The sequence below is a fragment of the Paenibacillus sp. FSL M7-1046 genome, assembly GCF_038007405.1.
Taxonomy (GTDB): Bacteria; Bacillota; Bacilli; order Paenibacillales; family Paenibacillaceae; genus Paenibacillus_AQ.
The window spans coordinates 364767-388783 of the sequence record NZ_JBBOXB010000001.1; the positions used below are offsets into that span (position 1 = coordinate 364767).

The following is a 24017-nucleotide window of genomic DNA, read 5'->3' on the forward strand; positions in this document are numbered from 1 at the left end:
GCACACCGCTTTCTATAATTACCTGTAATCAAATGCTGTCATAACCGCTTAATTCTCCGTTGTTCCTTCATCGCCCTGATTCTCATCCGGAGCTGTGTCTTCCTTGCCTGCAAGGTAGGTCCAATTCTCCTTCTGGGTAATAAGGCCTTCCTTCATCAGCTTGCCCATCGCCCGTTTGAAGGCTGACTTGCTGATGCCGAAGCGCTGCTTGATAATATCCGGAGGCGTGGCATCCGAATACGGCATGGCACCGCCCGGTCGGGAATTCAGAAAGTCCAGCAAGGCAGCGGAATCCACATCACGTCCCACTTCCTTCCGGTGGGTCATGGAAAGGTTGACCCGGCCATCCTCGCGGATATGTGAGACCCGGGCTTCAAACTGCTCGCCCAGACGCAGCAGACGGCTGCGTTCCGAGGAATGAACCATTCCGATAATGCCGAAGCCCAGCACTCCGCCGTCCACAAGCACGAAGGTGCCCATTTGCAGCGGCTTGTATGCTCTTGCGGTCACCATTTGCCCCATCCATGAGGTTGGCGCAGGAAGCGCCAGCGGAGCAAGCTCCTGTTCACCGGCCAGCTTGGCACGTAGACGCCCCTGCTTATCGTGCTCCATCATGACAAATACTTTGTCACCAACCTGCGGGCGCAGCTCGATCAGTTCAGGAAGCTCGCGGATCGGCAGCAGGAGCTGGCGTCCAAGTCCCATTTCCAGAAAGCAGCCGAGACGGGGATGAATATCGGCGACTTCCAGCAATGCCATTTCACCAAGTGTCAGAAATGGCTTCTTCATTGTTGCCGCGAGCCGGTCTTCCGTATCGAAGAAGATGAATACTTCCACTTTATCGCCCGGCTTGGGCTTGCTGCCAACCAGCTCCGTATAATGCAGCATAACATCCTGATCACCGGCACCCAGGAAGTAGCCGTAAGGCGATACTTCCCGGAGTACATCCAGTTTAACTACAGTTCCGGCAATCAGACTCATACGTTCTCCACAATCTTGGCGTCAGACCACAGGCGCTCAATGTTGTAATATTCGCGTTCATCGCGGTGGAACACATGCACAACAACATCGCCAAGATCCATCAGCACCCAGCGCGCCGCGTCCATGCCTTCGATTCCGCGGATCATACCACCTGCTTCATGAACAACCTTACGTACTTCGGTGGCAATCGCTTGCACCTGGGTATCGGAATTACCGTGACAGATCACGAAATAATCACTGATTGGGGAAACATTGCGCAGATCCAGCGCGACAACATTCATCGCTTTTTTATCTTCCACAGCTTTTAAAGTCAGTTCCAGCAGCTTGCTTGATTGTACACTCATTATTTATCCTCCAGTATTCTTACTAAATCATTACGCGCCAGCACCGTTAACGGAAACACAATCCGGCGCTTCTGCAGCAGCAGGCTGATCGTCGAATCAAATCCGGCTATCAGCCCTTCCTCCAGACTTACTTTGGAAAGCCTGCGTATTTCATCCACACCGGGAAAATCCCGTCCGGGCTCGATATAATCGGCCAGGCAGACAATCTTCTCCAGCAGGCTCATGCCTACACGGCCCGAAGTATGATAGCGTATGGCTCCCAGCACTTCTGCATCGGTAATTTCATAATCCCGTTCCGCTACAAATGCCCCCACTTCCGCATGCCACAGCTGCTTATCGTAGGATAACAGCTCGGAGGGCAGACCATTCTGCTCAATAATTTCCTTCATTCTCTCCACAGGCCAATATTTGGCCACATCATGCAGAATCGCCGCTGTCTCCGCACGGGCAGGATCGGCACCATAGCGCTCAGCCAGCTTCACTGAGGATTCCATTACGCCAAGGGTATGCTGCCAGCGCTTATCAGGCATCTGCGAAGAGACCGCTTCAATCAGCGCTTCCCGGCTGTAGGCCATACAATCCACTCCTTTGCACATAATCGAAAACCTTGTCCGGTACCATATAACGGATCGATTTCCCTTCAGCGGAGCGCGCCCGGAGCATCGTGGACGAAATATCCACCAGCGGCATGTCCGCCAGCAGCACCTTGTCGGCGATATAGCCGGGCAGCGCTGCCAGATCCAGCGGAGTGCCAGGACGGCCCACACCGATAAAGGCCAGACGCTGCACAAGCTCTTCAATCCCCTGCCATTTCGGCAAATATTGCACCATATCCGCACCAATGATGAAATAAAACTCATGGTGCGGGTATTCCTCCTGCAGGCTGCGCACGGTCTCGAGTGTATAGGAAACGCCGCCTCTGAGGACTTCCCAATCCAGCGTGCGGAAAGACTCATTGTCCTCGACCGCACACTGCACCATCGCCAGCCGGTCTGTACCCGAAGCTCCGGCTTCATGCTTATGGGGCGGGATATGCGAAGGCATAAACCAGACCTCTTCCAGCAAATAGGTATCCCTCGCAGTTTCCGCCGCCATCATATGTCCTATGTGAAGAGGATCAAAGGTTCCTCCCATTATTCCAATTTTCAAGAGAGGCCTACCTCCTCTTATCTTCCTGCGAAATGACTCCATGTGACTGCAAGGCAGCCGCAAGGTGCAGCTTTCCTAGCGTGGAAGCTCAATCGTTTTGTTGTCGCGTGACTCTTTGTAAAGAACGATGGTTTTGCCGATAACCTGCACCAGCTCGGAGCCGGACTGCTCAGCCAGAGCTGCACCGATTTCCTTCGGGTCATCCGCATTATTGTTAAGCACGCTGATCTTCATCAGCTCGCGTTTTTCAATAGCTTCTTCAATGTGACGGACCAGGTGGTCGTTCACACCGCCTTTGCCGACCTGAAAGACAGCGTCAAGATGATGAGCCAAAGAGCGGAGATAGCGTTTTTGTTTTCCAGTTAACATAAATGAACAAACCCCTTAATTAACATATATTATTACCCTAAACTTGCGGTTCCATTTCACTGGCACTGCCGCCGAGGCAGTCGATAATCGTCTGCCGCATAATATCCACGGGTGCAGCCTGCCCTGTCCAATACTCCAGCGCATAGGCGCCCTGATATACGAACATTCCCAGACCCCCATGAATTGTGCAGCCCCGCTTCAAGCCCTCGAGCAGCAGCCGGGTACGTAGCGGATTGTAGATAAGATCGCTTACGACCATCCCTTCACGCAGCAGTCCGGGATCCATCGGCAGGCCATCCGGATGGGGAAACATTCCAACAGATGTGGTATTGATTACAATATCCGCATCCTTAGCCGCTTCCGTGATTTCATCCATGCCCACTCCGGCAACCTTGCCCCGGCCCTGGAATAATGCCGCCAGTTCCCCGGCCTTCCCGGCAGTACGGTTAGCGATCTTAACCGAATATGGCTTCTCGGCCAGCAGAGCGCTGACAATTCCTCTAGCCGCGCCCCCGGCACCGATTACCAGAATACGGGTTCCGGACAGATCGGGGACCGCTTCCGCCTTCAGTGAACGGACATAACCGATGCCGTCCGTATTGAATCCTGTGAGTACCCCGTTGTCATTGACAATCGTATTCACTGCACCGACAGCAACCGCACTTTCATCCAGCTTGTCCAGATACTCCATCACCGCAACCTTATGCGGTATGGTTACGTTGACTCCGCGAAAGCCGAGGGTCTTGATGGCCTGCACCGCATCGCCAAGCTGATCTCCGGTAATATGAAGCGGGACATAAGCCCCTTGTATGCCCAGCGCTTTCAGCGCGGCCCCGTGCATGATCGGGGATTTGGACTGGGCAATCGGATCACCCATCACCCCAAGCAGCAGATCCGTATTTCTGTCATTTCCGTTTGCACTTGTCACAGGCAATGTCCCTCCCTTCGTCAGATCAGCGAAGGGCGGGTAACCACCTTCACGCCGCGCGGAACGTGAACTGCCACAACAGCACCTTCGGTTCCGTTCACCTTGATCCAGCCCAAGCCGGAGATGAACAGATCGGTCTGGCTGCCCCGGCTGATCCGGAATTCATGACGCTGCCACTGCGGCAGCTTGTCCATGTCGGCAGTTACCGGTGGAGCCAGCATCACACCGCGGTGATCCTGATACAGGGAATCCGCACGTTCCAGCTTCGTACGGTGAATCTTGAGCGTAGTGCTGATGAAGCAGGTGAAGGATTGCCGGGCACCCTGAATGAAATCAAAACGCCCCAGACCGCCGAAGAACAGCGTCTGGCCTTCATTCAGCTGATATACCGCAGGTTTGAGCGGATTCTCCGGCATAACGGCACCGAGGTCCTTGCGCTCCACCAGTTCACTGTACCGCCAAGGATATACAATTCCCGGAGTATCAATGATATAGTGGCCGTCATCCAGCGGGATTTTGACCGTATCCAGAGTCGTTCCCGGATAACGCGAGGTCGTCAATTCCTGCTCGAGATCGCTGTAATCGGAAATAAGCCGGTTAATCAGCGTGGATTTGCCTACGTTGGTTGCCCCAACGACATAGACATCACGCTGTCCGCGAAGCTCATTCACCGCTTCCAGCAAACGTTCGAACCCTTGATTGCGCTTCGCGCTGCAGAGTATAATCTCCGCAGTCCGCAGTCCATGCTCCTTGCAGCGCTGCTGCATCCAGTTACGCAGCTTGTTCCAGTTCGTTACCTTGGGCAGCAAATCACATTTGTTCACTGCAAGAATAACCGGATTATTGCCGACAAAACGCTGCAGGCCGGAAATCAGGCTGCCTTCGAAATCGAAGAGATCGACAATATGCACAACAAGCGCGTTCTTCTCGCCCACTCCGCTGAGCAGGTGAAGAAATTCATCCTGATCGACGGATACCGAAGAAGCTTCATTATAGTTTTTGATGCGGAAACAGCGCTGGCAGATAACCGGTTCCCGTTCAAATGCAACCTCCGGAATATAACCCGGGAGATCCTTCTTTTCGGTCTGCAGCTTAATACCGCAGCCGCTACATTTTACAGGGCGCTGTGTTTCATTCTGTTGATTCATTGGGGTTTATCCTCCTCATGCCACAATCCTTGCTTGCGAAGCCGTGTCAGGGCAATCTGCTCGATCCGGCGGTTAATTCTTGTTCCAATGCCTTCATCCTTCACGGAGATGGGCAGTACCAGTACCGTATACAGGCCGAGCCGGTTGCCGCCGAATACATCCGTAAGCATCTGATCGCCAACTACGATCGTCTGTTCCGGCTTCAGATCCATCAGCTTCATCGCCTTCACGAAAGGCGTATTGATCGGCTTGCGGGCCTGATGTACAAATTCAATATTAAGCGGCGTTGCAAAGCGTGACACCCGGTCCATGTTATTGTTCGACACAATGATCAGCTTGAAGCCCAGCTCTTTCACCTTCTCGAACCATAACAGCAGCTCCGGAGTGGCCAGAGGCGCTTTGGCGCCGACTAGCGTGTTATCCAGATCCGTAATGATACCGCGGTATCCCCGGCTGTACAGCTCTTCCAGCCCAATATCAAATACCGTATTCACCCGGAGTTTTGGAACCAACCTTTCAAACAATACGTTCACCTCGATTTCATACGAAAAACTATATCATACTCTTTGCGCTTCGCAAATGAATCTGCGACCGATGTTAGGACTGCCACGTTTATTTATCTGATTTCAAGAGACTGTGCAGCCGCAAAGCTTCAGTATACACGCTGCGCCAATCTTTGTCTTCTATAACATCCGGGCTGTATTTCGCCTTCTCGAACATTTGCAGCAGCGACGCCAGACTTTCTGCAGCCGCCGGACGTTCACGGCTCCAGCGGGCCACCGATTCACGAAGCGTTTCGTGCTCTTCTTTAAGCATGCCCTTTCTGCGGGCATACTTTACCCACCGCTCGGTTTCAGCCACAACTTTTTGCACCGGAGACAATGGTTTGCCGTTGCGCAGCCGCCCAAGCAGGAACCGGAGACTGAAGCGGTAATGCCAGAGCAGATAACCTCCCCACAGCAGCAGCACTGCCGCAGCGGCCGATACGGCCCAGACGCCCACATGAAGGCTTCCACCGGTTTTGCCGGGATCTGCCACCTCTTGTTCAGGCTCAGGTTTATCCTTTTCCGGCTGTGTATCTTCCTTACTCTCAGGCTCTTCGCTCTGTGTCAGAAGAGGGACATTAAAGCCCGGGGTCGCTTCCACCGGAATCCAGCCGTATTCACCGAAATAGATTTCCGCCCAGGAATGGGCATCGGCATTCGTAATCGTATAATTATTATTGGATAATCCCTGCTGGGCCAGACTGTCCGGCAGCTGTGCCTGTTCACCGGGTGCATATCCCTTGACCCAGCGTGCCGGAATATCCAGCGAACGCGCCATGGTCACGAGTGCGGTGGAATAGTAGTCGCAGTAGCCTTCCATAATCTCGAACAGGAAACTCTCCACGAAATCCTTGCTTTTGCCGCGTGACAGATCCGGCTGATTCGAGTATGGATAGGTTTGCTGCAGATATTGCTGGAGCAGCACAATTTTGTCATAAGGGGTCTTCGCGCTTGCGGTTATTGTCTCTGCCAGCTCTGTGACCCGCTCTGGAAAATTGTCGGGCAGTTGCAGGTATTGCGTATTATTCTGGCCGGTGTACAGCTGATCGAAAGTCTGTTTGCTCAGCTCCTGCACGGATACGACAGGGACCTCCGAAGTAAGCACGTAAGTCTGGGGATAGTTTCCGCTGTTCCCATCCGTATCCCACAGCATTTCGCTGTCTGCGCTTCTCCATAATAAGCGGCTGCTCTGTTCCTTGCCGTCTATGGAATCGACCTTCGCAATGGAATAGGCTCCGAACAATACCGGATAATCAATGTTCCCAAGCAGCTTTACCGTCTGCTTCAGGGTCTGCGTCTCCACCTTGGAGCCGGGTTCCCTGTCCAGCTCTTTGCCTACCGCTGCCCCGGACAGCGGACCGCGTGTAAGCCGGTCGTCATCACTCCATCCTTTTCCGGAATATACGCTGCGGGTTTCCCCCCGCATGTAGGAACGTATATCCGAGGTCACTGTCATGACTGGCGAATAATCATAGTTAAAGCCCCCGCCCAGATTATCGTCGTTCATACTGTAACCCGAAGTAGTCCTTCCTGCAGAAGAATCACTGGTTCCGGCATTTGTTGTTCCCGATGTGCCGGAGCTTGCCGATAATCCGGTGCCGTTCCATTTATGCCAGGCGGTATAAGGATCTGTCAGTGTCGGCCGCACCTCTGGCATGTTCACACCTGTAATAATGACAAAGGAGAAAATGATGGCGATATTAATAAAGATCTTGAAAGGATATTTCAGCAGATAAGTCCAGCCGCGGGGATAATGCAATTGAAAGCTTCTCAAATGCTGGGTAACAAGCCAGCCCATCCCCGCGAACACCGTCCAGGCGACCTCCTGCCAGAGTACGGCCGAAGTGAAGGAATCCAGTGCCGCAAAGGCTACAATATTCGTGGTGATAAACAGCAGAATCCGCGCCTTGGAGGAGACCCACCACGATGACAGGAGCAGCAAGGCCAGCGCACCCGCTGTAAACCATAGATATGGAGCCATATTTATGGCGATGTCAGGCAGACGGTCGCGCAGTGAAGGCAGCAATGGATCAGGAACATAGAGTTCGTAGCGCAGAATTACCCTGTACACGAAATAAAGCATGGTGCAAACTTCAAGAATCAGCCGGTATCCCCGTTTAACAGGTAAAAGAATTTCAATAACCCCCGCCGCAGCCAAGGTCAGCAGTACGGCGGCAGTGGTCGCCTTCAGCCAGAAGGGCTCTGTATACGTGAGCCATTGCAGGGCGATAATCATCAGCCATAGCAGACTGAAGGAGTAATGCCATGAGGACTTCATCCCGCTCCACCAGCGTCTCATCATACTTTATCACCTCCGAGCACTGAGGGCAGCTCCTGAAGCGAACTTACGCTATAGCCGGTTGCCCCGCGGGATTTCAGCACATCCATCCATTCTCCGCCGCGGTTGACCGCTGCAGGATTGCGCACATGAATATGGGAAGGCGTCATTCCCCGGCTCTCCGCCCAGCGCATCACATCCAGTACAGGCTGTCCGCTCTGCGGACTGATCAATACCAGATAGGAGCCTTTGGGAAACATACGGTGTCCCTTTTCCAGCCTGGGAACCAGCGGCCCCCGGCCTTCCGCATTAATGTCAATCAAATATTGGATCATCTTCTGCCGCTCCGCAGCGCCCTCGGCAGGCATGAATATCTTGGTGTTCTTGTCCAGACAGCATAAACCTATGCCGATCCGGTCGCGGATCCCAAAGCCGAGCAGGGAGGCGGCAATGGACACCGCCAGCTCAAACTGGTTCGAGCCGGCATATACCATGGCGCTGCCGTCCAGCACAATCATCGTCTTGGGTACGGATTCATGCTCAAATTCCTTGGATTTCCAGTTACCTGTCTTGGCGGTGGCATTCCAGTGGATTCGCGTCAACCGGTCGCCATAGACGTAATCGCGGACCCCGTTGATCTGCGTTGTCTCTCTCCGGGAATGGAGCAGCGAGGCTTGCTGCCCCGCCAGCCGTGACTTCCGCTCATAGAGCTGCCAGCGCGGCACGAATACCGCACGGGGCAGTACACGGAATTGTCCTTCGGCCATAAAGGTGCCCTTATGCTCCACCAGGCCAAAGATATCCTCACTCAGGATATCTGTTCCTTCGAACGAATAGCGGCCGCGCTCCAGTGCCGGCGTCTGAAACAGCAGTTCCCCCTGCCCTCTCAGGCTGGGAACCATGCTCTCCTCAAATACCCAGGATTCGCCGTTATGGCGCTTCAGAATTTCTCTCACCACCACATACGGCAGAGGCAAAAAGCCCGGAATCGTAACGTCCAGCTTCACCCGCAGAAAGCCGCCCGCATAGAGCAGATCAGGCTTGTCCAATTCGGAATACAGGCTGCGCGTGCCTTTGGCCCGCCGTACTCCGCCTAAGCCTCCAATCATCAGATATATCATTAGTACCGATACCATTATAAACAGCATGAATGATGTTTTGCCGCCCTGAAACAGTACGTAGAGCAGCGTGATGCCCCAGATCGCAAGGATGCCGGCGAATTTCCCCGGCTGAATGACAGCTGCCGCTCCGGACAAATACCTTTTCATCATTATTGCCTCATCGTCACAGGCACATGTATGCTCTGGAGCAGCTTCTGAAGCAAGGAATCTACACTGATATTATCCAGCCGCGACTCCGGACGCAGCAGAATCCGGTGTCCCAGCGCATACGGGGCAAGAATCTTCACATCATCCGGAAGAACATAATCGCGCTCCTGCAGGAAAGCATAGGCTTTGCAGGCCATCATGAATGAAAGCGAAGCACGGGGGCTGGCACCAAGCAGGACTAGCGGATGCTCTCTGGTCTGGCGGACAACATCCAGCAAATAGTTCAGGACAGGATCGCTGATATAAATCTCGCGGATTTCTTCCTGGATAGCCGCAATTTGTTCCATGCCTGTTACCGGGGTAAGCCTGTCCACCGGTTGTCCCTCCTGATGGCTCATCAGAAGATTCTTCTCGGTAACCGCATCGGGATAGCCAAGGCTGATACGCAGCATGAAACGGTCAAGCTGTGCTTCAGGCAGCGTGTAGGTGCCTTCGAAATCAATCGGGTTCTGCGTCGCACAGAGCATAAACGGATGCGGCAGCGGATACGTCTCTCCGTCGACGGTTACATTCCGTTCTTCCATCACTTCAAGCAGCGCAGATTGCGTCTTGGTTGTCGCACGGTTGATCTCGTCGGCGAGCAGAATATTCGTCATCACGGGACCGGGACGGAAATGGAACATCTCATCGCGCGGATGATAGACCGATACCCCCGTTATATCACTTGGGAGAATATCGGGATTGCACTGAATCCGGCGGTACTCCCCGGACATTGATCTGGAGAGCGCCCGAATGAGCTGGGTTTTGCCCGTTCCCGGAACATCCTCGATCAGGACATGCCCACCGGCCAGCAGCGCCGTAAGCAGCAGCTCTATTTCAAATGTTTTGCCGAGTATACAGGATTCCAAATTATGGCGAACAGCCTTCATGATGTGAATTGATTCTTGACGTACGGGCATATATAGTAAACCTCCTATGTCAGAATAAGCGTAATACTTATATTTTACATGATTATGGGTCCCAAAGTACATTATTGCAGCCCGTGAAATTAAAGATACACCAAACAATGGACAAGGAAATCTCTCTATTATATAGAAGGAAAATTATTGTTCCTATAGAAATGATTATAAAACGAATCCGTTTTTCTATTCTGGCAGGCGAAAAGAGGGTCATCCATGGACAAGTTTTATGCCCTATGTCTTCAAGGAGACATTAACCCGGCAATGGCGTATTTGCGTTCAATCCAGCCCAAAACCGAGCAAATCGAAAAGATTGAGGCATTGTATATCAACAGATTTTTCAACAAGCATAACGAGGTAACACTCAAGGAAGAAGATCCTTGGGTTAGACGGGTAATTTCGGCCTACCACGCCTACTTCCGCATGGTGCTGACCCGTCCCGATGCAGCGGATGATGCTGAGGTTAAGCTCATGGAGGCACTCCGCAATTTGATTGAGATTGAGCAGCCCGCCGCCCTTGATTGCATTGAAGATCATCTGAAGGAAGTATTTGCACAAAAGGGCTATTATTTTTGGGGCGGAGTCACCCCTCCGTACAGAGGACCTTATATATGGCGAAAGATGGAGACGTTAAATTTCACTGTGGAGCTCCCCTCCATCAGCCAGCCCGTAACCGTACATATGATGAAGGACTTTATTCTGGAAAGCTGGATCAGTTTCGCTACGTGTGAACAGAGAAGCGTCGGGGGCTGGGCTGTGAAGGATAGCCTGTATTGCAATGCCAAACGTTATGAAGATATCGAAGGCGCAGAGTTTCGAATTTCTTACCTGAAGCACGAAGCACAGCATTTGTATGACTTCAACCAATTTCCCGGGCTTGAGTCCAGGGATTTGGAATACCGGGCTAAATTAGTTGAGCTTATCTATTACAGCGATCATTCCGTGCTCACCAAATTTTTGCTTCAGGCCAAAAATGCCCCCAAGCTGCCCCATCCGTATGCTTCCTATCACATCATCAGGAATTTATCGGCGCTAATCTTCGAGAAGGATTACGAGCCCGGCATAAAGCAATGGCTTGAACAGGAGTACTCTCTAATTTCCGCTGCGGCGGAGAAACTTCTTGAGCAGAGCACGCAGGAATTAAGGAAGGTTATGTAGACAAAACAATAAAGACCGCCAAGTGGCGGCCGGAAAAGAAACCTATAGTTTTCAGCTGATCAATGCGTTCCCTTAGGCCGTACAAGCAGGGCTGCCAGAAACGAGAATACAATGGCTGACGAGATCCCGGCACTGGTCACGTCGAAAATCCCCGTCACCACGCCGACCCAGCCGTCCCGTTCCAGTTCCGTAAGCGCTCCGTGCACCAGCGAGTTGCCGAAGCTGGTAATCGGGACGCTAGCCCCTGCCCCGGCAAATTTCACCAGCGGGTCATACAGTCCAAACGCGTCAGCGATCGCTCCGGCAACGACAAGCGTGCTCATCGTGTGAGCGGGCGTCAGCTTCAGTACGTCGAACATGAGCTGCCCGATGACACAGATGGCGCCTCCAATCAAAAATGCCCATACATAAATCATGCTCCTTCACCTCCGCTCTCCAGAGCTACAGCATGTGCCACGCACGGTATGCTTTCTCCCTGCTGGTATGACAGCGGTGAAAGCAGCGCTCCGGTTGCCACGATCAGCACCCGCTTCAGCTCGCCTTTTTTCATCCGTTTGAGAATATGTCCATAGGTGACCACAGCCGAGCAGCCGCAGCCGCTCCCTCCGGCGATGACATATTTCTGCTTGTCGAGATTATAAATGAGCATCCCGCAGTCATCGAATGTCGTCTGCTCCATAGGAATGCCTTCTTTGGCCAGGAGATCTTTGGCAATGGGCAGGCCGATGGAAGCCAGATCGCCGGTTACAATTAAATCGTAATGGCCGGGGGACAAGCCCGTATCGCGGAAATGTGCAGTTATCGTATCCGCGGCGGCCGGAGCCATGGCTGTGCCCATATTAAAAGGATCCGTCAGTCCCATATCCATAATGCGTCCGAGGGTTGCCGACACGACATAGGGGCCTGCAGCGGAGCCGTCATTGCGGCCGACAATGGCACAGCCCGAACCGGTTACGGTATACTGGGCAGTCGGCGGCTTTTGGGAGCCGTATTCAACTGGATAGCGGAATTGCTTCTCCACGGTACAGTTATGGCTGGAGGTTCCCGCGAGCGCGTATTTGCCCCCGCCGGAATCCACAATCATCGAAGCGATGGCGAGACTCTCCATGGAAGTGGAACATGCGCCAAAGACGCCAAGATAAGGCACACCAAGCTTTCTCGCCGCGAACGAGCTGCTGATAATCTGATTCATTAAATCCCCGCCGACGAAAAACTCCAGCTTCTCCTGCTCGAGTCCCGCATGCATCAGTGCCAGCTTGGACGATTTCTCGAAAAGGGCCCGTTCTGCCTTCTCCCATGTCTGTTCGCCCATTTTGAGCGAGTCATAGATAAAATCAAAATCGGAAACCAAAGGGCCTTCCCCTTCTTCCGGCCCTACTACTGCGGAAGAACCGAGAATGACAGGACGGGTTGTGAATTGCCAGGTCTGGCTGCCAAGCTGCTTCATAGTTTAGTGAGAACCTCCCCAGCCCATAATGGCATATACTACCCCGACTATAAAGGCCGCGACGACACCGAATACAATGACGGAGCCGGCCAGCTTGAACATATTGCCGCCAACTCCGAGCACAAGACCTTCGGCACGGTGTTCAAGCGCTGCGGAGCACATACTGTTGGCAAAACCCGTGACGGGAACAGCAGTGCCTGCTCCTGACCATTGGGCCAATTTGTCATATACACCGAAGCTGGTCAGGATGACGGAGATAAGGATCAGAACCGCAACGGTAGGGCTTGAGGCTTCCCTGGAGGTCATATCGAATATCGCCATAAATGCCTCCTGGATGCCTTGTCCGATCACGCAGATCAACCCTCCGGACAGAAAAGCCCGGATGCAGTTTTTGAACACAGGGCGGCTGGGCACATAGGGCTTGGACAATTTCTCATAATCCTGTGGGGTCATGGTGTCAAGCCGAAGCTTGACACCGGACTTTCTAGTTTTGGCCGGCAAATGAGGACACCTCCTGGAATGTATGCGAGGGGAGGGCTGGACCAGTGAGTGCGGACATTTCCCCTCGGACTTTTCTTCGCTTAGAAGTTTTTCCTTATTGTTCGCCGTAAGCCGCTTCGTTATGTCTCCCCAGTTCAGGAAAAATACAGCAGTATTACAATCAGCAGTATAAACAGAATCAAAATCAGCACAGCATCGCGCTCCGGCCCATACCGGCGGAGGTATCTTTTTGGCACCCCACGGGCATTCACTTTACCGTAGAAGCCCTGCGGGTTGTCCGCGGACCTGCTTCCAGCCACCCTCATCTTCCTCGCTTCCTTTCCCGGCTCCTGCCTGCAGAGCCACTACTGCATAATATTCGCAAAGGTAGCGCCCAGTGTTCATTTCTCCCTTTGAAGACATGGACAAGTAGCGCGACAATGTTCATACTAGACAATAGTAAAGGAGCGATATGTATATGAATCAAGAAACGACTAATCTGTTCAAAACATTGACTGAATTCCCCGCAGCTCCGGGCTTTGAGCGCGAGTTGCGTGCCTATGTCAAGGATGCTATGACACCGTATACCGAAGAGTTCGTCCAGGACCGGCTAGGCAGCCTGTTCGGAGTACTGCGCGGTGAAGAGAACGGCCCCAAGATTATGGTAGCCGGACACTTTGATGAGGTGGGCTTTATGGTCACCGGCATCACCGACAACGGAATGATCCGCTTTCAGCCGCTCGGCGGCTGGCTGGCTTCGGCTGTAGCCTCACAGCGGCTGCAGATCATTACCCCTAAGGGAACATTAACGGGTGTTGTCGGCAGTACGCCGATCCATCTGCTGAGTGATGACGAACGCAACAAAACCGGTGATATCCGCAGAATGTACATAGATATCGGTGCCGACAGCCGGGAAGAAGCACAGGGCTACGGCGTAGCTCCGGGACAACAGATTCTGCCGATCTGTCCGTTCACCCCGCTGGCCAATCCGAAGAAAATCATGGCCAAAGCGTGGGACAACCGCTATGGCTTAGGCCTTGCCATTGAGCTGGTCAAAGCGCTGCACGGCAAAAAACTGCCAAACACCGTGTTCGCCGGCGCTACGGTACAGGAAGAGGTCGGCCTGCGCGGTGCCCGCACAGCAGCTAACCTGCTGTCGCCGGACATCTTCTTCGGCCTGGACGCCAGTGCCGCCGCCGACATGACCGGCGACCGCCAGGCCTTCGGCCAGTTGGGCCAAGGAGCGCTGCTGCGCATTTACGATCCGACGATGATTACCCACCGCGGCCTGCTCGAATACGTTCAGGATACGGCAGATACCCACCGGATCAAATACCAGTATTTTGTCTCCCAAGGCGGAACCGATGCCGGGCAGGTGCATGTCAGCGGAATTGGCGTGCCGTCCACAGTGATTGGAATCTGCTCGCGCTACATCCACACATCCTCTTCCATCATTCACAGCGATGATTATGATGCCGCCAAAGAGCTGCTGATCAAGCTTGTGGAAGGGCTGGACCGCACGACGCTGCAGACCATTATTGAGAACAGCTAAGCTACGCTATTCGAAGAGCCGCAGGGGACAGAATCTCCCCTGCGGCTCTTTATGATGCCCTGCATCGTTATTTCAGTTTGTCATACTCTGCCATCACCGACCGGTGCACCGCATGATCTGCGGCCAGGCCGCTATATTTCGTAACTGCCGCTGCGGCACCAAGCTCTGCGACAGCCGCCTGAAGCTCAACCGCTTCCGGATCATCGCTCACGTTGAACAGCAGTGCTGCCGCCATGGAGCGGCTCAGGGCCGTGTACCCAAGCCCTCTGTCAAAAGCCTGGAGCGCCGGCGATACCAGCCGGTCATTCGGCGACAGCTTGCGGATCGGTGAACGTCCTACACGGGTAACTTCATCTGTCAGGGCCGGATTGCGAAAGCGCTCCAGTATTTTGTCGATATACTTGCTGTGCTGCTCCGCGTCGAACCCGTGCTTCTGAACCAGCACCGTCCCTGTCTCCTCCAGCACTTCGCGCACAAGCGCGGTCAAACCCTCATCCGCCATGGCCTGCTGGATCGTCCCGTAACCGCGCAGGTACCCTAGATACGCTGCCGAACAGTGCCCGGTATTCACCGTGAACAACTTGCGTTCAATATAAGGTTCAAGATTATCTACATAGTGAACACCTTCTACCGGACGGTAACCCGGAAGCATCTGAGAAGCGTCTACCACCCACTCATAGAATGGCTCTACCATTACCTTGAGGATATCCTCATGCTGCTGCAAGGGAACAATCCGGTCTACAGCCGCGTTCGGAAAAGCTACGGATATATCCGCTTTGGCCCGGACTTCTGAATCCAGCTTGGCATATACGAGCTCTTTCAATTGCGCACTCCCGCCGATGGCATTCTCGCAGGCGATGACATGCAGCGGAGCGGTGGAACCCGCAAGCCGTCTGCCGATCCCCTCAGCCAGCACCCCTGCAATATGCTTCAGGATGGATACACCGACCGCTGTCGTAACAAGATCCGCTCCGGCAATGGCCGCCGCAACTTCTTCGGCATGGGTTACACTGCTTAGTGCAGTCACGTTCTTCACGATCACCGTTTCCTGACCCTCGCTGGCCAGCGTCACCGGATATTCCCCGCGTTTTTGAAGCTGTGTCACGAAGGTTTCATTCACATCGACGAAGGTGACCTCATAGCCCGCCTGCGACAGAAGCAGACCGATAAAACCTCTGCCGATATTGCCGGCACCAAAATGAACAGCCTTCATCATTCCAGGCCTCCTTCGAAGATGGAGATCACATCGGCCGGGGTTGGCGCATTCATAACCCGCTCAATAGCATCCTCTTCCGAGAAGATCATCGCCACATTCGTCAATACTTCCATGTGCCCGTCACCTGCCGCTGCAATGCCAATCACAACAAAGGCCGGTTCATCTCCGCCAAAATCAACACCATCCGGAAAGCGGATAATGGACAATCCGGTAGATTTAATGAAAGGTCTGGCTTCTTTGGTTCCGTGGGGAATGGCCAGTCCTTCGCCCATATAAGTGGAAACGACCTCTTCGCGCTCAAGCATCTTCGGCACATATTCTTCTGTTACATGTCCGGCATCCACAAGCAGCTTTCCGGCCATGGCGATCGCCTCGTATTTATCTTTGGCAGCACCGTTCATAATCACTTTATTCTCTGACAGTATACTCATATGGTTTCTCTCGCTTTCACATTTTATTTTCGAAAAAACGCAGTAGCTCTGACGACAGATATCGCCTGATCTCGGACTCCGTACGCTCCTCAAGCAGCTTCACCAGCTCGGAATTAAGCAGCATTGCACTGATTTCACTCAGCACTTCCAGGCTTTCCTTGGACAGCTTGCGCGGTGCAAGCATCAGCAGGATGACCCTGACCTCGGTATCCCCATCCAGCACAACCGGCTGGCGCAGACGGTACAGCGTCAGGGAAGACATCAGGATGTGGCTGCTTCTTGCATGAAACAGCGCAAGCCCAGTGTCCGGAATGACCTGGCTGGCCATCCTTTCCCGTTCCAGCAGCCGCTCCAGCAGGATATCTGCATCGCCGACCACCCCGCTGCCATCCAGAAAATCGAGCATCGCCGAAATCGTTGCGGGCAGCGTTATCCCGCTGTTATCAAGCGGATAGAAGCGGAACCGCTCCAGCAGGCTGACCGTTTCATCCAACATGCCCTGGTAGCTTTTCAACCGCTCCAGGGAATGCTCTTCACTCGCTGTTCTGTCGTACTCGCCTTGCGGAACGCTCTCCCGTTCTCTCAGCGTGGTGTTCTGGATATAACTCAGCAGTTTATCTATTTCTTCCCCTGTCAACAGAGGACTGATTTTGATATAGCGGTCTTTGTCGAGCGGCAAATCAATCGTTGAAATAATCAGATCGTAGTCAACCGCAGGCAGTCGCGCCGCTTCGTACCAGGAAATATTGCCGAGAATTTCAATCTGCGGCATTTCTTTGGCCAGCCGGGTAGCCAGCAGCCGGGAAGAACTGAGACCGCTGGCGCAGACCAGAATTGCCCGGACGCCCCGCCTGAGCTGATTCAGACGTTCGACAGAAGCGCCGAAATGCATGACCAGAAATCCGATTTCCTCATCGGGGATGTCCAGTTCCAGCTCCAGCTCCTCCACCGCGGCCCTCACAATCTGGAACAAATATTCATAATCCTTACGGATGGGACCCAGCAGCGGATTGCGGATACGGGTTCCCTCCCGGAGCCGCTTGAATGCCGGATCCATATGCTCCAGCAACCCTTCCCGCAGGGAGCGGTCGCTTTGAAACGGAACTCCGGTCCGTTTGACCACGCTTTCCGTCAGCTTATATACAATCTCCATCAGCTCAATGTCACCGGAGGCGAATCCGGCAGAGGAGAATGATTCCTGGACCCTGTCAAACAGACCGGCTATATATAGAATCTCTGCCCGCGGAATCTCAGCTCCCAGCGCCTGGCCCAGCCGCTGCCCAAATTGCTCGGCAGCGGTAATATGGCGGTGATCTGACATTCGGGGATATCCCGCTTCTCCGCCGTTGTCGATACTCCGGCCAATCTCAATCCGTCTGGTGGTTACAGCGAGGCCAAGCAGCATTTCCATATAAACGATCTCCGGCAGTTCCGCCGTCCATTTCCATTCCATATCCCACAGCGTGTTCTCCACGTCCATCAGATTGGTTTTGCCTACCGTATCCAGAAGAATCCGGAAGACCGGACTGCTCGCAGGCTGCGGATTATGACCCACCAGATCTGAAAGATCCAGATGCTCGGCGGCCAGCCGGCCAATCGCCCTGCGCTTGTCAATCTCGCTGCCGGTAATCTCAACGCCGTAACCCCGCCTGCGGACCAGCTGCAGGCCGAACTTGCGGACCCAGGGCTCCAGTTCATCCAAGTCATAGCTCACGGTAGCCACCGTAACTTTGAGCCAGTGGGCCAGTGTGAACAGCTTCACCGGCTCTTCTGCCTCCAGCAAGGAGCAGAGCTCATACACCTTGCGGTCCTCGCTGGAATGTTCCGCTGGCTTCTCTTCCCGCAAAAACAGGCGCAGCTCGGCAAGACCGGCCGCCGGGCCGCTCAGCTGAATCCCTTTTCCTGATTTCCGGATCAAATCCAGACCGAAATCCGCCAGCGTAAGCTCGATGTCCTCCATCTCCCGGTGAACCGTTCTTACACTCACACCGGTGCTCTCGGCGATTTCGGCGGCAGTAATCTCTTCACTGACCCCTAAGAGAAGCCAGATGATTTGACGCTGCCTCGCGGTAACTTTTCTCATAACCGTGTACCCCCGCCCTAAATGGAGACAAACGCCGGCTTTGCGGGCCAGCGTCTCCTGAGTTAGCGTTATACATCATTTCTATGCTTGTTCCACTTACTTTAAACGTTCCACAAGCTCATCATATTTAGGGCTCTTCAGGAAATTGTCGATGGAGATATGCTCTGCTGTCGGATTGCTGGCAATCGCCCGGTCCGTCAGTGTTTTCTGGGTAACCACGATATCAGCATCCGCAGGAATTTCGCTGACTGCGGAATTGACAACCGTAATATTGACTCCGGCAGCCTGCAGTTTTTTTCTGAGCACGGATGCGCCCATCGCGCTGGACCCCATACCTGCATCACAAGCGAAGACGATTTTGTTCACATCAGCCTTGCCGCGGACATTTGCCGCTGTAGTTACAGTTGCGGCAGCAGCAGCGGTTTGCGCTGCAGTCCCTGCCGACTTCATGTCCTTCACTTTTGCCGCAGCTTCTTCCAGATCCATCTCTTCTTCGTTGTTCTTCTTCACGGTCTTAAGGAGCAGTGTAGCCAGCACGAAGGATACGGCTGTGGCAACAATGACTCCGGCAAGCATTGGCACATATCCGCCCTTAGGTGTCATGGCGAAGTAAGCAAAGATACTGCCTGGCGATGGAGAAGCTACCAGACCTGCGCCCAGCAATTGCAATGTGAACGTTCCAGACACGCCGCCGCCGATAACAGCAAGGATCAGACGTGGATTCATCAGAATGTACGGGAAGTAAATTTCATGAATACCCCCCAGGAAGTGAATGATAACCGCACCCGGTGCGGAGGCCTTCGCCGAACCGCGTCCTACCAGCCAGTAAGCAAGCAGGATACCCAGCCCTGGTCCCGGATTCGATTCCAGCATGAACAGTACCGATTGTCCCAATCTCTGTGATTCTTCCAGCGCAATCGGTCCGAGTACGCCGTGGTTGATTGCATTGTTCAGGAACAATACTTTTGCCGGCTCAATGATGATGTTGACAAGCGGCAGCAGGTTATGGTTGACCAGAAACTCCACACCACTCGAAAGGATGTTGGTCAAACCTTCGACCAGAGGTCCGATTCCCTTCAGCGCAGCAATGGACAAGCCGCCGCCGATGATGCCGAGCGAGAAGTTGTTGACAAGCATTTCGAACCCGGCTTTGATCTTGCCGTCAACCGCACGGTCGAATTGCTTCAGAACCCAGCCGGCCAGCGGGCCGACAATCATGGCGCCGAGGAACATCGGAATTGAAGAACCGACGATAACCCCCATCGTGACTACCGCCCCGATAACACCGCCGCGTTTACCGTGTACCATCTGTCCGCCCGTATACCCGATGAGCAGCGGAAGCAGAAATTTGATCATTGGATCTACTAGAGCTGCAAGGCTTTCATTTGGAAACCAGCCTGTTGGAATGAATAAAGCCGTGATTAAACCCCATGCGATAAAAGCGCCGATATTCGGCATAACCATACCGCTGAGCATGCGGCCGAATTGTTGAACTCTCACCCTTGTACCACCGGATGAAGTTTGCGTTGTTGCCGTTGTGGCCATTTAAAATGCCCCCTTAATAAATTAAATGGGATGCCTTTGTTTAAGCTTTCTTTAAAGGATATCCCTTATGCACACAGCGTAAATCAAAGCGCTTTCTTTGTCATCAAATTAAAAACACGGTTTCGTCATGAACGTTGTTGACAACATTTAAGAGCTGTTGCCACAGGCTTTTGGACATGCATCCGGCTTATGGACACAAGAAAAAACGGTCCTGCCATCCCTATGGGATGAGGTCCGTTTCTTTAGCAAAAACAAAAATAATTTATGGCGTGAAGCCTAAACATCCTTATATTTACAAAAAAAACGGAAGTCTGCATTGGCTGCAAGACTCCCGTTTAGGATGTGCTTTATTTAGATTTCCACTCCGTTATTTTCAATCGTATTCTGATACCAATAAAAGCTGTCTTTTTTCGTTCTTGCCAGTGTATTGTAGTCGACATGAATTAATCCGAACCGCATCGTATAGCCGTAAGCCCACTCAAAATTGTCCATCAGCGACCAGGAATAATACCCCTTGACCGGAATGCCCGAAGAGATGCAGCGCTCTAATTGAATCAGGTGCTTATGAATATAGCTGATCCGTTTCTGGTCCGCCACTACACCCTCTATCGGCTCATCGTTATAACAGGCTCCATTCTCCGTGATATAGATCGGAAGATCACCGTACAGTTCATGAATGCGGCTGAGCACATTGTAAAAACCCTGCGGATAGATCGGCCAGCCGATGTCCGTATGCTCATAGCCCACATCGAGGGTTTCGATCTGCATAAGTCCGCCTTCGCTGTTATGGCGGGCCACGCTTCCGTTGTAATAGTTAATGCCTAAGATGTCTATCGGCTCGCTGATCAGTTCCATGTCGCCTTCGGCAATATGCAGCTCCGCACCGGCAGCCTTGAACCACTCTACCAGGAAGGAAGGGTACTGCCCTTTGAACACCGGGTCCATAAACCATTCCAGGAACCAGCCGATCTGCCGTCGGCAGGCATCCACATCCTCCTGCCGGGTGGTGTACGGCTCCATCCAGGTGACGTTCGGCGCATAGCCGATCAGCCCCTCGAACCCAAGCTCCCGGAATTTCCGGACGGCTCGGCCATGGGCAACCATCAGATGATGGGCAACATCAAGTCCGGTCTGGAGATCCTTGTTGCCCGGCGCATGCTCGCCGTAATAGTTGGACAGAAATGAAGCACACCAAGGCTCGTTGATGGTGTACCACTGCTTGATTTTGCCATGGAACTCACGGAACACCGTTTCGCAATATCCGGCAAATGCGTCAATCGTGCTGCGGTTGCTCCAGCCGCCCTGATCCTGCAGCACCTGCGGCAGATCCCAGTGATAGAGTGTACAGACCGGCTCAATGCCGTTCGCAAGCAGCGTGTCCACGAAAGAATGGTAGAATTCCAGACCCTGCGGATTTACAGCTCCGGTTCCTTCCGGATAAATTCGCGGCCAGGCCATCGAGAAGCGGTAGGCTTTAATCCCCAGCTCCTTCATCAGTGCGATATCCTCCGGGTAGCGGTGGTAGCTGTCACAGGCTGTATCTCCGTTGTCGCCATTGATCACTTTGCCCGGGATGCGGGAAAATGTATCCCAGATGGATAAACCCCGCCCGTCCTCCTGATAGGCTCCCTCAATTTGATAGGAGGCTGTGGCAGCGCCCCAAGTGAAATCCTGCGGAAATTGAATCTTAGTCATGTAATGATTTCTCCCCTGCAATTCCTGTTAGTATGTTGTTATCTATATTTTATTTATTATATCAAACTTTACAGTAGTTTTTGATAACAAAAATTCGGACACCTTCCTTAGCGGTGAAAATCCGGAGACCAAGGTGACCGCTGCTGCTTTTCCGCGGGTCTGTCCGTTCTCTCCACTGTTTAAGCGGAAACACACTTACAATCTTTATGAAGCGTCTTCTGAGATGAGCAGTGAAAAACTCGAACAAGTGGTGCGGCAGCTGGAGGCTCAACTGCTGACCCAACCTAAAAATAACTCCTTAAAGAAAGCTGTTCGGAAGCTTCGTAAGGACCTACTTCCCCGGCTATAAAAATACGAGAACTACCAGAAACTGCTAGGGGAGCCCAATTATCTTAGCCTGCAGTTTTCACCATAGACCTAAGGATACCCGCTGCTTGCAGCTGCTACATAGTTCAGTAGATCCTGGCTGTTGACCCAAACGCAAAGCAGCGATCCTCCAATAACAGGAGAATCGCTGCTCTGTTGACTATTACGGTTTTGAGAATGAATGTGGTCTGTCCCCGCTCGTAGAAAATCCACTTTCAGGTCAGCCTCTTTAGATGATTTTAGATCATATCCAGCGGAACTCTCCAGGCGGGCTGCGGAAAAGCCTCATCCAGCTGCCACAGCTCATCGGTACTGAGCTTGATTCCCCCTGCTGCCGCGTTCTCGGCTACATGCCGCGGGGTCGATGCTTTGGGAATAGCGATTACGTCGCCTTCCCGGATGCTCCAGGCCAGCAGAATTTGCAGTGGTGTCGCTCCGTGTCTAAGGGCAACCTCCTGCACCGCAGCATTCTCCGTCAGCCCTTTTCTCAAGGTGCCTGCCTGTGCCAGCGGAGAGTAGGCCATTACAGGTATTTTGTGGCTCCGCTGCCAGGACAGCAGCTCATGCTCAATACCTCTGGAACCCAGGTGGTAGAGGACCTGATTAACAGCGCAGCGGTTGCCTCCGGGGATGCGCAGCAATTCCCGCATATCGTCCGTGTCCAGATTGGACACGCCCCAGCGGGCTATTTTTCCGGCGGCCACCAGTTCCTCCATGCCTTCCACCGTCTCCTCCAGCGGAATCTTCCCCCGCCAGTGCAGCAGATATAGATCCAGATGGTCCGTACGGAGCCGCTTCAGACTGTCCTCACAGCTGCGGGCCAGCTGTTTCTTGCCTGCATTTTGCGGATACACCTTGGAGACCAGGAATACGCTGTCGCGGATTCCCCGGATCGCTTCGCCAACAAGCTCTTCCGAGCGGCCGTCTCCGTACATTTCTGCCGTATCTATCACACTAAGACCCAACTCTACTCCATGCCTCAGGGCAGCTATCTCCTCAGAACGTCTGGAAGCATCATCACCCATACACCAGGTTCCCTGCCCGATTCTCGGCAAGTCTGTTCCGTCCGGAAGTTTAATCCGCTCGGGTATATTTTCATTCATAGTGGAAGTCTCCTTATACGATGGATTAAGTACTACTTACTATACTTACCATGTTACATCATTCGAAACATCGTACAGGTGTCTATTTCTTTAACATCTCAGCGTCGTCAGCCTACCATTCTCAAACCGACGGCAGCTCCGAGAATCACCACAATACAGATGATCCGCCGCAGATCCCGGGCTTCACCATACAGGACCATGCCCAGAATCGCACCTCCGGAAGCACCAATTCCTGTCCATACCGCATAGGAAGTGCCCATCGGGAGACTTTCCATGGCGAGCGACAGCAGCAGAAAGCTGCCTCCGAATCCGAGAACCAGCAGGGCAATCGCCTGCCAATTGCGGTCCCGGTGCAGCTTGCCTATCATCGCCACCCCGAACATTTCACAACAGCCGGCAGCAATCAGCATTAACCAAGCCATTTTAGGACACCTCCTTCTCTTTAGAATCACCAGTCACAAGCTTCAGCCCGATAACACCCGCCAGCAGAACCAAGACCAGCACCAGCTTCAGCGGCTTGAACGGCTCACCGAACCAGAGGATATCCGCCAGGACGGTCCCGGCTGTGCCGAGTCCGACAAATACAGAATAGACTGTACCTACGGGCAGCTTGCTGCTCGCCGAGATGATCGTATAAAAACTGATGATAATGGCCACTACCGTAACGAGCCACTCCCACGGAGCCGAAGCGTGCTTCAGCCCGATGACCCACACGACCTCGAAGCAGGCAGCGCCTGCGATCTTAACCCATGCCATACTGTTATTCACTGCCATTTCCTCCTCTTCCCCTAAATAAGTTATGGTACAAACCTCTTAACCGCGGAAACAAAATAAGCCCGGAAGGCCATCGTCTAATTGACGATACCTCCCGGGCTTTTATCCCTCCGTGTAGACATGTACATCGCAGTACATGCGTTTTCCCTCGGACCAGCCCAGCCTGTAGCAGCTGCGGAACCCTAGAAAACAGAACAA

25 protein-coding genes and 1 riboswitch are annotated in these 24017 nt (G+C 53.2%); of the genes, 2 read left to right on the forward strand and 23 right to left on the reverse strand.

The features are described 5' to 3' along the window. Positions 1–48: 48 nt before the first annotated feature. The 11 genes from NYE29_RS01365 to NYE29_RS01415 all read right to left on the reverse strand — a co-directional run bounded on the left by NYE29_RS01365 (position 49) and on the right by NYE29_RS01415 (position 9969). Positions 49–981, reverse strand: coding sequence for a CvfB family protein (locus NYE29_RS01365; protein ID WP_340893978.1), 933 nt, complete (start codon positions 979–981; stop codon positions 49–51). Then, positions 978–1325, reverse strand: a complete 348-nt coding sequence (gene rsfS / locus NYE29_RS01370; protein WP_038587902.1) for a ribosome silencing factor — start codon at positions 1323–1325, stop codon at positions 978–980. Before rsfS ends, NYE29_RS01365 begins: the two co-directional genes overlap by 4 nt. Continuing rightward, a complete protein-coding gene (yqeK, locus tag NYE29_RS01375; RefSeq protein WP_340893979.1) occupies positions 1325–1900 on the reverse strand; it encodes a bis(5'-nucleosyl)-tetraphosphatase (symmetrical) YqeK in 576 nt (191 codons plus the stop codon). The genes rsfS and yqeK overlap by 1 nt, the downstream gene beginning before the upstream one ends. Further along, positions 1872–2474: a nicotinate-nucleotide adenylyltransferase gene (locus NYE29_RS01380; RefSeq protein WP_340893980.1), complete on the reverse strand. Its 603-nt coding sequence runs from the start codon at positions 2472–2474 to the stop codon at positions 1872–1874. Before NYE29_RS01380 ends, yqeK begins: the two co-directional genes overlap by 29 nt. Positions 2475–2549: 75 nt before the next feature. Continuing rightward, positions 2550–2843, reverse strand: a complete 294-nt coding sequence (gene yhbY / locus NYE29_RS01385) for a ribosome assembly RNA-binding protein YhbY (RefSeq protein ID WP_038587894.1) — start codon at positions 2841–2843, stop codon at positions 2550–2552. A 37-nt stretch (positions 2844–2880) separates the two neighbouring features. Beyond that, the gene (gene aroE, locus NYE29_RS01390; protein WP_340893982.1) at positions 2881–3771 is read right to left on the reverse strand and encodes a shikimate dehydrogenase; all 891 of its coding nucleotides are present in this window, start codon (positions 3769–3771) and stop codon (positions 2881–2883) included. Positions 3772–3791: 20 nt separating this feature from the next. Continuing rightward, positions 3792–4919, reverse strand: coding sequence for a ribosome biogenesis GTPase YqeH (gene yqeH / locus NYE29_RS01395; protein WP_038587889.1), 1128 nt, complete (start codon positions 4917–4919; stop codon positions 3792–3794). Beyond that, complete coding sequence (locus tag NYE29_RS01400; protein ID WP_038587886.1) at positions 4916–5443, reverse strand: YqeG family HAD IIIA-type phosphatase; 528 nt, start codon at positions 5441–5443, stop codon at positions 4916–4918. Before NYE29_RS01400 ends, yqeH begins: the two co-directional genes overlap by 4 nt. Before the next feature lie 88 nt (positions 5444–5531). After that, complete coding sequence (locus NYE29_RS01405) at positions 5532–7763, reverse strand: DUF4129 domain-containing transglutaminase family protein (RefSeq protein ID WP_340893983.1); 2232 nt, start codon at positions 7761–7763, stop codon at positions 5532–5534. Continuing rightward, positions 7763–9010: a DUF58 domain-containing protein gene (locus NYE29_RS01410; RefSeq protein WP_340893984.1), complete on the reverse strand. Its 1248-nt coding sequence runs from the start codon at positions 9008–9010 to the stop codon at positions 7763–7765. The genes NYE29_RS01405 and NYE29_RS01410 overlap by 1 nt, the downstream gene beginning before the upstream one ends. Positions 9011–9012: 2 nt before the next feature. Further along, entirely contained in the window at positions 9013–9969 is a 957-nt protein-coding gene (locus NYE29_RS01415) for an AAA family ATPase (RefSeq protein ID WP_340893985.1), read from the reverse strand. A gap of 216 nt (positions 9970–10185) precedes the next feature. Between NYE29_RS01415 and NYE29_RS01420 the strand changes: the two genes are divergently transcribed. Continuing rightward, the gene (locus NYE29_RS01420; RefSeq protein WP_340893986.1) at positions 10186–11127 is read left to right on the forward strand and encodes a hypothetical protein; all 942 of its coding nucleotides are present in this window, start codon (positions 10186–10188) and stop codon (positions 11125–11127) included. Positions 11128–11186: 59 nt separating this feature from the next. Here the strand turns inward: NYE29_RS01420 and spoVAE are convergent, their stop codons facing one another. From spoVAE to NYE29_RS01440, 4 genes are all read right to left on the reverse strand, one after another. Continuing rightward, the gene (gene spoVAE / locus NYE29_RS01425) at positions 11187–11543 is read right to left on the reverse strand and encodes a stage V sporulation protein AE (RefSeq protein WP_038587876.1); all 357 of its coding nucleotides are present in this window, start codon (positions 11541–11543) and stop codon (positions 11187–11189) included. Beyond that, on the reverse strand, positions 11540–12574 hold the full coding sequence (spoVAD, locus tag NYE29_RS01430; RefSeq protein WP_340893988.1) for a stage V sporulation protein AD: 1035 nt from the start codon (positions 12572–12574) through the stop codon (positions 11540–11542). Before spoVAD ends, spoVAE begins: the two co-directional genes overlap by 4 nt. A gap of 3 nt (positions 12575–12577) precedes the next feature. After that, on the reverse strand, positions 12578–13075 hold the full coding sequence (gene spoVAC, locus NYE29_RS01435; RefSeq protein ID WP_038587871.1) for a stage V sporulation protein AC: 498 nt from the start codon (positions 13073–13075) through the stop codon (positions 12578–12580). A 134-nt stretch (positions 13076–13209) separates the two neighbouring features. Then, positions 13210–13380, reverse strand: coding sequence for a hypothetical protein (locus NYE29_RS01440; protein WP_340893989.1), 171 nt, complete (start codon positions 13378–13380; stop codon positions 13210–13212). A gap of 152 nt (positions 13381–13532) precedes the next feature. On the opposite strand from NYE29_RS01440, the gene NYE29_RS01445 reads away from it, so the two are divergent. Next, positions 13533–14606, forward strand: coding sequence for a M42 family metallopeptidase (locus NYE29_RS01445; protein ID WP_076110510.1), 1074 nt, complete (start codon positions 13533–13535; stop codon positions 14604–14606). A gap of 67 nt (positions 14607–14673) precedes the next feature. Here the strand turns inward: NYE29_RS01445 and NYE29_RS01450 are convergent, their stop codons facing one another. The 8 genes from NYE29_RS01450 to NYE29_RS01485 all read right to left on the reverse strand — a co-directional run bounded on the left by NYE29_RS01450 (position 14674) and on the right by NYE29_RS01485 (position 23801). Then, positions 14674–15819: a mannitol-1-phosphate 5-dehydrogenase gene (locus NYE29_RS01450; RefSeq protein ID WP_340899579.1), complete on the reverse strand. Its 1146-nt coding sequence runs from the start codon at positions 15817–15819 to the stop codon at positions 14674–14676. Next, positions 15819–16253 (reverse strand): PTS sugar transporter subunit IIA, encoded by a 435-nt coding sequence (locus NYE29_RS01455; RefSeq protein ID WP_340893991.1) that lies wholly within the window; start codon positions 16251–16253, stop codon positions 15819–15821. Before NYE29_RS01455 ends, NYE29_RS01450 begins: the two co-directional genes overlap by 1 nt. A 16-nt stretch (positions 16254–16269) precedes the next feature. Further along, a complete protein-coding gene (locus NYE29_RS01460; protein ID WP_340893992.1) occupies positions 16270–18336 on the reverse strand; it encodes a BglG family transcription antiterminator in 2067 nt (688 codons plus the stop codon). Between the two features lie 96 nt (positions 18337–18432). After that, positions 18433–19881, reverse strand: coding sequence for a PTS mannitol transporter subunit IICB (locus tag NYE29_RS01465; protein WP_340893994.1), 1449 nt, complete (start codon positions 19879–19881; stop codon positions 18433–18435). 351 nt (positions 19882–20232) lie between these two features. Next, complete coding sequence (locus tag NYE29_RS01470; RefSeq protein ID WP_340893996.1) at positions 20233–21576, reverse strand: GH1 family beta-glucosidase; 1344 nt, start codon at positions 21574–21576, stop codon at positions 20233–20235. Positions 21577–22181: 605 nt separating this feature from the next. After that, positions 22182–23045, reverse strand: a complete 864-nt coding sequence (locus tag NYE29_RS01475) for an aldo/keto reductase (RefSeq protein WP_340893998.1) — start codon at positions 23043–23045, stop codon at positions 22182–22184. Positions 23046–23152: 107 nt separating this feature from the next. Further along, entirely contained in the window at positions 23153–23467 is a 315-nt protein-coding gene (locus NYE29_RS01480; protein WP_340894000.1) for a DMT family transporter, read from the reverse strand. Position 23468: 1 nt separating this feature from the next. After that, positions 23469–23801: a DMT family transporter gene (locus NYE29_RS01485; protein WP_038599007.1), complete on the reverse strand. Its 333-nt coding sequence runs from the start codon at positions 23799–23801 to the stop codon at positions 23469–23471. 107 nt (positions 23802–23908) lie between these two features. After that, positions 23909–24016, reverse strand: a riboswitch (guanidine-I (ykkC/yxkD leader). Position 24017 lies beyond the last annotated feature (1 nt).